Below are 12,765 nucleotides of genomic sequence, written 5' to 3' on the forward strand. Positions count from 1 at the left end.
AAGCCAATTGCTCAGACATCTCGTACAATTCCATAGTAGTTCTGTGAAGAGCCATTCTATCCTCAGTAGTTAAAGGAGAGTTAGGGTCGTTAATCAACTCTATTTCAGTCTCATAGGTATCTTTTCCTTTAGTCATTACCACTTTGTATTTTCCGGCTTGTACTCTTGGTGCAGTAAAACCACCAAAGCTTAACCCTTTGCCTTTGGCTAATTTTGGTTGCTTAATACGATTGTTCCAAGTTACAACATTTATACCTTTCGATTTTCCAGGGGAAAGATCAATCATGTGATTGCCTTCCATATCGTATACATCCATACTCATCTTACCAAACGTATGCCGTTTCTTTAAATAATAGATGATTTTAACATCCCTGTTAGGATTAGGTCCAACGAACTCTCTTTCAGTGGCGGTGCCGCCAAAACTGCTTTCTTCCACAATTACAGACGGTTGACTTTCAAAGAAATGAACATCTTCTTTAAGCACCAATTGATTAATTTGTCTCAACGGGCTGATATCATCGATAATGATAATCCCTCTGCCGTGTGTCCCTAAAACCAGGTCATTGGTTTTTGCACTTAATTCTATGAAATGCACTGCAGTAGCCGGCATGTTATTAGTGAATTTATTCCAGTGTTTTCCACCGTCAATGGTGATAAACAGGCCAAACTCTGTACCTAAGTATAGAAGATCAGGCTGCACAAAGTCTTCCTGAATGTTTCTTGCAAATCCTTCGATTTCATCGGTAACAATTGACTTCCATGTAGCTCCATAGTCAGAGGTTTTATATACGTATGTATTCATGTCACCACTTTGATGACCGTCAAATACGGCATAAGCCGTTCCTTTATCATGCACACTGGCTTCAATGTGATAGACCCACGTATTGGCTGGCAGACCACTTATATTCTTAACAGTGTTTGTCCATGTTTTGCCACCATCTTTAGTAACCTGAACATTTCCATCGTCTGTACCAACCCAAATAATTTTTTCATCAATTGGAGATTCTGCAATTGTGAAAATAGTGGTGTGATTTTCAGCACCAGAATTATCTTTTGATAATCCGCCAGACTCTTCCTGATTTTGTTTCTTTGGATCGTTAGTAGTTAGGTCAGGGGATATTTTAGTCCAGGTATTACCCATATCTTCCGATTTATGAAGAAACTGACTACCCATGTAAAAACGATCTGGCTGATGTTTACTTACCGCCATTGGAGCATTCCAATTGAATCTTAATTTAGGATCACCTTTTACCGGTAATGGCTGAATTGTTTTGGTTCTCGCATTTTTTAAATCAATACGCCACACATTTTGTGCTCCTTGCATTTCAGTATATATAAAATCTTTTGTTGGATGTTTTAATACTCTGAAACCATCTCCAATACCTACTACATTCCAATCTCTGGCTTCAATGCCGCCTGGAGACCTTGAAGGGCCATACCATGAACCATTGTCTTGAAGGCCCCCATAAATATTATAAGGCTCCTTATCGTCAATACTGATATGATAGAATTGAGAAACGGGCAAATTAGCCACAATTTCCATGGTAGATCCACCATCCCAAGACCGGTAAACACCACCGTCTGTTGCTACATACATTCGGTCTGAGTTATTGATATCGAATACAACATCATGGATATCTGGGTGCATATTGCCTAAGTTTCTGAAGGTATTACCACCATCTCTACTGATAGATCCAAATAAGCCACCTTTTACAACGATATCAGGGTTTTTAGGATCTACTGTAATTCTTGAGAAATAGAATGGTCTAACAACGAGGCCAAAGTCTTTATTTAAATGTTTCCATGATTTACCGGCATCATCAGATCTGTAAAGGCCTTTCTCTTCATCTTTTTCTGATTCAACAACTGCGTACAACCTGTTGGAATTGGATGGCGCAATGGCAATGGCAAATCTTCCTAATTTGCCTTTAGGAAAACCATTATGAATTTTATTCCATGTTTTACCGCCATCCGTTGATTTGTACAGCGCACTATTTTCGCCACCTGAATTAAACGACCAGGCAGTTCTTCTAAACTCCCACATGGCAGCATACAATGTATTAGGATCATTCGGATCCATGATAATGTCGCTGCAACCTGTCTTCTGATCTGTGTATAATACTTTATTCCATGTCTTACCGCCATCAATAGTTTTGTATACACCTCTTACTTCGCTGTCGGAATAAAGAGCGCCTAATACACCAACATATACTTCATTGGAGTTATTTGGGTTGATCTCAATTCCACTGATTCGCTCAGACTTTTCAAAACCTTTGATCTCTTCCCAGTTTACGCCACCGTCTGTAGATTTAAACAATCCATCTCCAACAGACACACTGTTTCGAGTCCAAACCTCACCGGTTCCAACCCAAATAGTTTTATCAGGATCAGAAGGGTCGATCGCTACGGCACCAATAGATTGTGGGTGTTCATCAAAAATGGAGGTGAATGATGAACCACCATTCGAGCTTTTCCATACACCACCACCTGCAGTTCCTGCAATGATAATTCGATCATTCGTTGGGTGAGTTTCTAAATCAGTTATTCGACCGCTCATAATGGCAGGGCCAATTTGCCTTGCCTGTAAGTCGCCAAACAATTCTTTACCGTTTAGAACTATTTCTTCTTCTTGTGCTAAGCACCAGCCTGATAATAACATAGCAGATGCTGCAAATAATATTTTCTTCATTTTCTTAATCATAGTTAATAAAATAGGCTACCTGAATAGGTAGCCTTTGAAATTATAGCTTATTCGCCAGCTTCTTCTGGAAACGCAAACATTGTTTCATCAATTTCTACGTTCGCTTCAATGCTATCAATGATTAATGGTTGCATACCCACACCTTTGATGCCCTGAGTGATTGAAAATGGGAAATATACGCCTTCTACCTCATCATAATCACTGAAAACTGTTTGTGCAATGGCACCTTTTTGCGGGCCTTGCACAATAGACTCTTCCTGAGCTAATAATACGTTACTTTCCTTGTCAAAGAAGAAGTATACCACATCTTCTACCTCTTCGCCATCTACTGTAATTGGCTCTTTGGTAAGTTTTAATTTGTGTGCCTCAGTTCCTTCAATGGTTTCTTCGCCCTCCAATTCAAGCGTATAGCCTTTATCCTTGTAGTTAAACAAATCACTAGGAAAATCGTTGGCTTCTAACTTTTGATTGGCTGTAGATTCTGCATCAGCTTTTTCAGCTTTTGTAGACTGGAAATTAGTGCTCCAAAGAGTTTCACCATCGAAAACACCTTGCATGAAGTCGTTACCTTGAACAGTAAACTTAGTAAACTGTCTTCCATCTTTCATATTCACCACTACTAATGGAATCTCAAGTCCACCTTGATTTACTTTAGCTGTTATTCTCAGGTTTTGTATGTTGTCCCATGCATCATAACCACCTGTAGCTTCGAAATAGCCATCTACAATTTCATCAGCTGTTTGTGCAGTAGCAAAGCCTGCCACTAAAAGACCTATAGCAAAAAGAGTTAATTTTTTCATTGTTTTATTCGTTTGGGTTAATAGTTTGTTAATGTTAGTAACAACTCTGCAAAAATTATTACAAAACTTAATGAATGGTTAATTATTAGGATATTTTAACAAATACCATTGTGAACAAATGCATGACTCATTGGTTAAGATTGCATGAACAATTATTTAATTATAGGAGGTACTAAAGGTATTGGGCTGAGTTTGGCAAATACGTTATCAAAATCACACAACGTAACCGTAGTAAGCAGAGAAAAGAGTGAAGAACTTGCCGGAGACATCCGTCATATAAGTGCGGATGTTACTAAAGAGGCATTTGAATACGATGGAGAAGAGCTGGATGGTTTGGTTTATTGCCCTGGTTCAATAAATCTTAAACCTTTTAATAGACTTTCTATTGATGATTTTCAGGAGGATATGAATATCAATCTATTAGGCGCAGTTAAGTCTATTCAGGCCAACTTAAATAAATTAAAAAAATCTTCTAACGCATCAATCGTGTTATTTAGTACTGTTGCTGTAGCGCAAGGCATGCCATTCCATACCTCTGTGGCAGCAGCAAAGGGGGCTATTGAAGGCTTTGGAAAGTCTTTGGCTGCAGAGTTAGCACCAACAGTTCGAGTGAATATTGTTGCGCCTTCGGTAACTGATACGCCTTTGGCCGCAAAAATCTTATCTTCTGATGAGAAAAAAGAAAAATCAGGTGAACGCCATCCACTAAAAAGAGTTGGAGAAGCTGCAGATATTGCTAATCTGGCTGAGTTTTTACTTAGTGATAAGTCAGGCTGGATAACAGGACAGGTAATAGGTGTAGATGGCGGTATGTCTACTTTACGGATGTTATAAAATTGCATCAATCTCATTAAGTTTATGAGATGATAAGATGCGGGATTGCTTTTTGCCTTATTTGTTTCTTGATATTCACATCATGTGACGAGGAAGGTCATTTATTAGATGCGGGTATCTCAATAGAGCTGGCAGCATTGCGTAAAAGACAGATATCCAACTTAGAATATCATCTAAAGTTAGATATACCCACTGTAAAGGATTCAGCTATTTCTGGTGAGGCATCCATAAAATTTGAAGCGGATTTACAGTCTGAAAATTTAATTTTAGACTTTAATTCAGAAGAACAGCATGTACTTGCTGTAAAGATTAACGGAGCGGAAATACCTTTTGAATTTGTTGATGAACATATTGTAATTGACAAAAGGCACGTGTCTGAACATAATGAGCTTTTCATTGAATTTACTGCCGGTGATTTATCGTTAAACAGAAAAGATAATTATTTATACACCTTATTTGTACCTGACAGGGCAGCTACTTGCTTTCCCCTTTTTGATCAACCGGATTTAAAGGCAAAATATTCCCTTGAACTTATCATTCCGTCTCATTGGAAGGCTGTGGCCAATTCACGTACAGTAGTAGAAAAGCAGGTAAACAATAAATTGCTCTATAAATTTGAACAGACATTACCCATAAGTTCTTACTTATTTGCCTTTGCAGCTGGCGAATTTAAGGTGGAGACGGTTAGTTTAAACGGCCAGGAAACCAGGCTCTATCATAGAGAAACAGATTCACTGAAAGTAGTAAATAATCTCGAAGCCATATTTGACTGGCATTTCAAATCTCAGCAATGGTTGGAGAAGTACACGGATATTGATTATGCTTTCAAAAAATTAGATTACGTATTGCTTCCTGCTTTTCAATACAATGGAATGGAGCACCCAGGTGCTATTTTCTATAAAGCATCTTCACTTTTTTTAGATGAGAATGCTTCAGATGTACAAAAACTTAATAGGGCAAGATTAATTGCTCATGAAGTGGCTCACATGTGGTTTGGCAATTTGGTTACCATGAAATGGTTCGATGATGTCTGGTTAAAAGAAGTGTTTGCGAATTTTATGGCAGCTAAAATTATTGCACCATCTTTTCCAGACATTAACCATGAACTACAGTTTGTTTTATCGCATTATCCGAAAGCCTATGAAGTAGACCGTTCAATGGGTACGCATCCTATCAGCCAGGAGTTAAATAATTTAAAGAATGCGGGATCATTGTATGGTAATATTATTTACCAAAAGGCACCAATTGTAATGTATAAGTTAGAGCGAATTATGGGGCAAGAAGCATTCCAAAAAGGCATTCAAACCTATTTGAAGGATTATTCTTTTAACAATGCAACATGGAATGACCTCATTTCCATTCTATCTGAACAAACTAACAAAGACCTTAAACAATGGAACAAAGAGTGGGTAGAAAGAGAAGGTATGCCTGTTATTGATTACAAGATACGGGAACAAGAACTCATCTTTTTTCATCATGGTGATACCCGAAAATTCTGGCATCAGTCTCTAGATGTTTTGGTTAATGATTCTATCACACATTCTATTTATTTTGATAAGCATCTTTTATCGAAAAAGACAGGAAACATTTCTTTTTTGCTACCAAATAGCAGCGGATTAGGTTATGGGTATTTTAAAATGGATTCAGTTAGTGCTTATCATTACCTGAACAGCGTTGATTCAATCTCTGACCCAATAAGGAGAAGCTCTATTTGGTTAAACTTCTTTGAGGGAGCTATCAGAGGGGATATCGACAAAATAGAGCTATTGAAATCAATGATCCGTAATCTATCGAAAGAAAAAGAACAGATCATATTAAATTACCTGTGCCAACGTATTGAAATTCTTTACTGGCAGTTTCTTTCGGATGTTCAAAGAAAGAATGTTTCTCCAAGTTTAGAAGGTGTGTTAATTAATGGAATAATAAACAGGGAAGAGGCAGGGGCACGTAGCACTATGTTTTCCGCACTAACTAAAGTATTTGAATCTGAACCGGCCTGGCATGTTTTATTCGGCATTTGGAGTGGCAACATGGAGCTTGAAAACTATAATTTAAGCGAATTTGATAGAACACAACTGGCGTATCAACTTTCAATAAGAAATGAACAGAAAGCAGACTCGATTTTAAATCATCATCAAACGCAAATAAGTAATCCTGATGAGTTGGCTCGCTTTAAATTTGTGAGGAAATCAATTACACGAAGCCCCGAAGAACGGCAGAAGTTTTTTAACAGCCTTAAGAAACCTGAAAATCGTGAGAGTGAAGAATGGGTACTTGATGCATTACGATTATTTAATCATCCTTTACTTCAGAAACAGTCCATAAGCCACTTAGAAGCTAGTTTGACCTTGCTTGAAGAAATAAAACGTACTGGTGATATCTTTTTTCCTAAAAGGTGGCTGGATGCCATTTTTCAAGGACATAATTCTGAAGAAGCGTATGAGTTAGTCAAGAACTTTCTCTATCGCAATCATACTATGCCTCAAGATTTAAAAAATAAGCTACTTCAGTCTAGTGATTTGCTGTTTCGGTCAAATAATCACTTTACTGATCGCAATTATTAGTAAATTAACCACTAGTTTAATTGTATCAATGGACAACCTTTTATTATTTGGCCTTGTCTTTAAAAAACTGAAGATAACTGACTATAAATGAGTGAAGAACTACTGAAGGCCATTATCCAGTTATTTGCCATAGTAGCAAAAGAACGGGTAACGGAAGATGAGCGAGCAAATATTAAGGAATTTCTTTCAGTTCATCTTAATCAGGATGCAATACCATATTACTTACAGCTTTTTGATAATCGCTGCCGCGAGAATATTAAAGAAAATGATGGTTTAGATGATTTAGATGATGATACCCTTGCCTTTGTAGAAGACTGGTCGAAAATTATGGCTATTGCCAAACAAGTAAACCTGGCACTTACAGCGCAGCAAAAAGTTGTGTTAGTGGCAAAAATTATAGAACTTGTTTATGCTGATCATGAGATTTCTGAGCGACAGGAAAATTTAATCTTTTACATAGGAGAGGCACTTAAAATTACCCGCAAAAATATTGGTGCACTAAAGACCTTTGTTACGGGTGAGGATCTAGATGAACTATCTTCAAAAGATATATTAATTATCGATGAGGGATCAGGCGACTACCAGACCAAAGGCCCAAGGATAGTATCGAAAAATTTAACGGGTCTTATATCAATATTTAGATTAGCTGATATTGAAACATACTTTATTAAGTATTTGGGAATCAGCACCTTATATTTAAATGGTATTGCGTTAAAGAGTAGGAAAATTGAAATTTTCCCGACAGGTAGTACAATCAGGGGCGATAAGATCGATACCATTTATTACAGCGATGTAGTTAGCAGGTTTCTCCACTCAAGGCATAAAATTAAAATTACCTTCAGCGCTGAGCATTTATTCTATCATTTTAAAAGTGGCAGAGCCGGTTTACAAAATGTGAATTTTAATGTAGATGGAGGCAAGCTCATTGGCATAATGGGAGCCAGTGGTTCAGGAAAATCTACTTTGCTAAACGTAATTAATGGTAATGAAAAGCCATCTGGCGGTAGAGTACTAATCAACAATATAAATATTCATGATACACCTGAACTAGTAGAAGGTGTGATAGGCTACATTCCGCAAGACGACCTACTGATGGAAGAACTTTCAGTGGCCCAAAATCTCTATTACGCGGCCAGGTTGTGTTTTAGTCAGTATTCTGAGGAAGAAACTGAGGAGTTAGTAGATAAGGTATTGTTAAACCTCGGATTACACGAAATAAAGCATTTAAGAGTTGGATCGCCTTTAGATAAAACAATTAGTGGCGGACAGCGGAAACGAGTAAACATAGGCCTTGAGTTGCTTAGAGAGCCGAGCGTTTTATATGTTGATGAACCCACTTCTGGATTGTCCTCTCAAGATTCGGAAAATATTATGGATCTATTGAAGGAGTTATCATTAAGGGGTAAGCTGGTATTTGTGGTAATACACCAGCCATCATCTGATATTTTCAAAATGTTTGACGATCTGCTGATTTTAGATGCGGGTGGTTTCCAAATCTATTATGGCAATCCTGTAGAGGCCATCACCTATTTCAAAGATATTGTAAATGCTGCCAACAGAAAACAAAATGCTTGCCCTGAGTGTGGCAACATAAATCCTGAGCAGATATTTAGTATCATCGAAACCAAAGTGGTTAATGAGTATGGCCGATTAACTAATACCAGGAAGATATCCCCCGGCCAATGGTACCAATACTTCAGGGAGAATAACAAGCCTAAAAAGATTGAGCATACGAAAGAACGGATTAAAGTATCCCAGAAAATCCCCAATTTCTTCAAGCAGCTCAAGGTGTTCTCTATCAGAGATTTATTATCTAAACTGAGTGATAAGCAATACTTGATAATTAACCTTGTTCAGGCACCTATTCTCGCCATTTTTATGACATTTTTAGTGCGGTATTATGCTACTATAGATCGTACAAACCCACACTATTCGTTTTATGAAAATGATAATATCCCTGTATACTTCTTTATGAGCATAATCGTAGCTCTTTTTATGGGGCTTACTGTGAGTGCAGAGGAGATTTTTCGTGACAGGAAAATTTTGAAACGTGAACGTTTTCTTAACCTAAGCAAAGGAAGTTATTTGCTTTCTAAGATTCTAATCTTATTTACATTGTCGGCTATTCAAACTGGCTCTTTTGTGGTGATAGGTAACTTCATATTAGGCTTAAAGGATATGGGCCTTTCGTTTTGGATGATTCTATTCAGCTGTTCATGTTTTTCGAATTTGTTAGGTTTAAATATTTCAGCTTCATTCAACTCAGCGGTAACAATTTATATACTCATTCCATTGCTATTAATTCCACAGCTCTTACTAAGTGGGGTAGTTATCAATTTCGATAAATTTAACCCAGCAGTAAGTACCATGGATGGGGTGCCGATAGTAGGCGAGATGATGGCATCGCGTTGGGCTTTTGAGGCAGCTTTAGTGACACAGTATAAAGATAATCCGTATGAGAGGATGTTTTACGATGTGGATAAAAAAGCTGCCGATGCTGAATATAAAAAGCTATATTATATTCCCAGAATCGAGTCGGAACTCTCAAATGCTTTTGTAAATATGCGTTACAAGCTGAATGCCGACTTTGCCGATGATATAAGAAAATCACTTGAGATAGTACGCAATGAAGTGATTAACGAATTACAACATGTTGGTACGGATAAATTTGACAAACTCGACCGGCTGGTTATTGAGCGCTTTGATTCGACTACATACATTACAACAAAAGAATTTCTAACCAAGCTAAAGAAAATGTATGCCAATGAGTTTGTAGAAGCAGAAGAAGAAAAGGCAGCAATTGTAGCTAGCTTTGCTACTTCAGGCGAGAGTCTTGACTCACTGAGCAACATGAAATTCAAATACCAAAATGAAGCCATTGTAACAGCATTACTGAATAATACATCTGAATTTAGGGTAATTGAAATTGATAATAGGTTGGTAAGAAAGATCTATCCAATTTACTATACAGACCACAGACCTGACCATTTTTTCGATTTTAGGGCAAAATTTTACGTGCCAGTAAAGCATTTTGCAGGGATGTACTTTGATACATTCAACTTTAACATAGTAGTGATTTGGTTAATGACAATGACGTTATTTGTTACACTTTACTTTGATGCGTTGAAAAAACTTATTAAAAAAGTGACCGATAAAAAGACGCGGCTAGGGGGGTAGTTCAGTTACCAAAATGTTTGTTGAGTGCTCCTAATCCTGTATTTCTTAAAAATTATTAAATTAGTAGACTTATTCGGAGCTATCTAACCAAAGTGGTATTGCTGGCTTTAAGTTATTTTTTAGACTAATTGTTTTTCAGATAAACTTTTTCATTCATGAAATCCATGTCTGATGTAATGCTTCAAACGCACTTCAATAAATTGAAGGAAGAGTTGAACAAATCTTTAAAGGAAAAATATGACAAGCCTGAAAACCCGGCTGAAATCACTCTGAAGAAAGTTTTTAACTATTTAAAAGCCAAATCAATTACTTCACAGCTAGATTCGGATGGACAAGAATTACTTGAACATGTTGCAAAGCAATTAGATGATTTAAAGAAATAGTATTATTCCCATCTTTGCTAGACGGATTGCTTACTAACTGGTTGTAAGGAATCGTAAAGCGTAATCTTAAACACGGTTCCATTGCCAATTTCGGATTCAACATCAATCTGACCACCAATTTTAGTAACAGTATCTTTTACTATATACAAACCCAGGCCAGAACCCTCAGCTTTGTCACTAGAAGCCCTGAAAAACATATCAAATATTTTGTCTAAATGCTCTTTTGCTATCCCCATGCCATTATCTAAAATTTCTATAACAGAAATGCCTTTAGCATAGTTAAGGTCTACATTCACAACTATTTTTGGTGACTCCTGATTGTAGTTATGATACTTAATACAGTTGGTAATCAGGTTACTAAGTACAATTTTCAACCTGCTCTCATCTGACTTTAAGATTAAATTCCTATCATAATTTCTAATCAACTTAACGCGATCGGAATTATCATAATATTGTAAGTCCTGGCAAATGCTTTCGATAATGTTATCAAGGAAGACATCCTCTTTAGCCACTTCTCGTTTCGAATTGATGGAATACTCCATAATGCTTTTGATAAAATCTTCCAGTTTGGCCACACTGGAATTCATCATTTTAAGATACTCGCTTTGCCGCTCATTAGGTTCTTCGGCCATCGCTAAATTTATGAGCCCCTTCAAAGATTTAAGTGGCGCCACCAAATCGTGCGATGATCTATAAACAAAGTTATCTAATTCTGTATTTGTTAGGATAAGTTCGTCATTGGCAAGTTTTATTCGTTCTCGTTGCTCAATAAGCTCCTGTGTTCTATTATTTATTATTCTCTCAAGCCGCTTATTTAGTAGTTTTAAGCGTTTAGTCCTGTATCTAAACATTAAAAATATAAATGCGGATACTACCAAAATTGCACTAAAAATGAATGCTTTGGTTTGATACCATGGAGTAGGTACAGTGAATGAATGGATTTGCATTTCTGTCGTCTGTCCGCTCGGAAGTTTTGCCTTGACTTTAAACGTATAGTTACCACCATCGAGATTGGTATATTCCTTCTTAACATCTTGCGACCAATCCCCAAACCCCTCGTCATAGCCATCTAAATAGTAGGAGTATTGAATGTCAGACTTGTCATAGCCAGGGGTGGCAAATCGAAATTCCAAAAGTCTCAAATTATTATCCTCATCGTACTTAGACCTCACTTTGGTAATATAAGTTTTTGGAACATATCCATCACGAATATAGTCAGTAGACCATTGGATATAACTGATGCCAGTTGGTCTGCCAGCCCATATATGGCCTCTTTTATCAATTACAAAATCATGAAGGGCATTACTATGCATTCCTTCCGATTTATCAACTTTAGATAGTATTTGGCCATTTTTATCCATAATTATTAATCCTGCTGTCCACGAGGAAAACGCATACAAACTATCTCTAAAAATGTGTGCATCATAAATACCATTTTCCTTTAAAAACGCATCATCAGAAGTTGTAAATGGCATCATTTCATTTCTATCTGGAAAGTATTTGTATAATCCATTTTCAGAAGTAGAGAAAATAAACGAATCATCTGTTAGACACTGCATTACTGCGAACACATTATCATTTTTCCACTTATACTGATCATTAAGTAACTCACTGGAATCTCCGAGTATTGTATATAGATAACCATCGAACTTTGAGACTACTAATTCGTTGTTAAGCACAAATATTCCACTATTGGTTATATCAATGTGCCGAGAACTTTCACCATCATATTGAACTAAGCCTTCGTATGAAGCAAAATAAATGTCTTGGCCTAAAGCCTGGATTTGCCAAAACGCACCGAATTCATGCTGTTTTGTTAACGAACTTCGCAAAGAGTGGTAAACAAAGTTATCTGAAGAATCGCGTTCGAGGTAGCCATATTCATTGACCCCACCAATATAAAATTTACCGTCATCACTTAATGTAATGGAATACACTCCACCAAAGTCTGTAATAGGAATCAGTTCCCATTCGCTGCCGTCATACTTTAAAATGCCATTTTCATTAGCAAAATAGAGTACACCCAGTTCATCAATTACCACAGTATAGTTGGCAGAAGCAGCCTTGTAGTCTCCTGTACCAAAATTTTTAATGCTAATGGAATCAAGCAACTCCGCTTGGGCGTTAAAACAAAGGGCGATTACGAATAAAATAGGAGAAAATGAGCGCATTGAAACCAATTAATTTGATAATTTACTCATGTGAATCAAGTTATCCAAATGAGGAGTAGGGTAAGGGTTTTTTTGACCTATTAAATTAATTTGATTAAAGATTGAAATATAAAAAAAGGAGGCTGTAAGCCTCCT

At 36.9% G+C, this 12,765-nt stretch carries 7 protein-coding genes; 4 read left to right on the forward strand and 3 right to left on the reverse strand.

The window, feature by feature from the left end; translation table 11 throughout:
* The coding region (locus RLO81_RS17405; protein ID WP_350114643.1) for a VPS10 domain-containing protein at nucleotides 1–2,689 on the reverse strand (2,689 nt) is incomplete at its 3' end.
* Nucleotides 2,690–2,748: 59 nt separating this feature from the next.
* The gene (locus RLO81_RS17410) at nucleotides 2,749–3,501 is read right to left on the reverse strand and encodes an outer membrane lipoprotein-sorting protein (protein WP_350114646.1); all 753 of its coding nucleotides are present in this window, start codon (nucleotides 3,499–3,501) and stop codon (nucleotides 2,749–2,751) included.
* Between the two features lie 144 nt (nucleotides 3,502–3,645).
* Here RLO81_RS17410 and RLO81_RS17415 point away from each other — a divergent pair, with 144 nt between their 5' ends.
* The 4 genes from RLO81_RS17415 (at nucleotide 3,646) to RLO81_RS17430 (ending at nucleotide 10,459) form a co-directional block, all read left to right on the forward strand.
* Nucleotides 3,646–4,335, forward strand: coding sequence for an SDR family NAD(P)-dependent oxidoreductase (locus tag RLO81_RS17415; protein WP_350114649.1), 690 nt, complete (start codon nucleotides 3,646–3,648; stop codon nucleotides 4,333–4,335).
* 68 nt (nucleotides 4,336–4,403) lie between these two features.
* On the forward strand, nucleotides 4,404–6,899 hold the full coding sequence (locus RLO81_RS17420; RefSeq protein ID WP_350114651.1) for a M1 family metallopeptidase: 2,496 nt from the start codon (nucleotides 4,404–4,406) through the stop codon (nucleotides 6,897–6,899).
* Between the two features lie 87 nt (nucleotides 6,900–6,986).
* Nucleotides 6,987–10,076: an ATP-binding cassette domain-containing protein gene (locus tag RLO81_RS17425; protein WP_350114654.1), complete on the forward strand. Its 3,090-nt coding sequence runs from the start codon at nucleotides 6,987–6,989 to the stop codon at nucleotides 10,074–10,076.
* 155 nt (nucleotides 10,077–10,231) lie between these two features.
* Nucleotides 10,232–10,459 carry a hypothetical protein gene (locus RLO81_RS17430; protein WP_350114657.1) on the forward strand — a complete coding sequence of 76 codons (228 nt, stop codon included), beginning with the start codon at nucleotides 10,232–10,234 and terminating at the stop codon, nucleotides 10,457–10,459.
* A gap of 17 nt (nucleotides 10,460–10,476) precedes the next feature.
* On the opposite strand, the gene RLO81_RS17435 is transcribed toward RLO81_RS17430, so the two are convergent.
* A complete protein-coding gene (locus RLO81_RS17435; RefSeq protein WP_350114660.1) occupies nucleotides 10,477–12,630 on the reverse strand; it encodes an ATP-binding protein in 2,154 nt (717 codons plus the stop codon).
* Nucleotides 12,631–12,765: the final 135 nt, after the last annotated feature.

The sequence above is a fragment of the Fulvivirga sp. genome (assembly GCF_040220315.1).
Taxonomy (GTDB): Bacteria; Bacteroidota; Bacteroidia; order Cytophagales; family Cyclobacteriaceae; genus Fulvivirga.

Coding starts and splice junctions, on each gene's coding strand:
- RLO81_RS17425 (WP_350114654.1), top strand. CDS start 6,987: ATGAGTGAAGAACTACTGAAGGCCATTATCCAGTTATTTGCCATAGTA.
- RLO81_RS17415 (WP_350114649.1), top strand. CDS start 3,646: ATGAACAATTATTTAATTATAGGAGGTACTAAAGGTATTGGGCTGAGT.
- RLO81_RS17410 (WP_350114646.1), bottom strand. CDS start 3,501: ATGAAAAAATTAACTCTTTTTGCTATAGGTCTTTTAGTGGCAGGCTTT.
- RLO81_RS17430 (WP_350114657.1), top strand. CDS start 10,232: ATGAAATCCATGTCTGATGTAATGCTTCAAACGCACTTCAATAAATTG.
- RLO81_RS17435 (WP_350114660.1), bottom strand. CDS start 12,630: ATGCGCTCATTTTCTCCTATTTTATTCGTAATCGCCCTTTGTTTTAAC.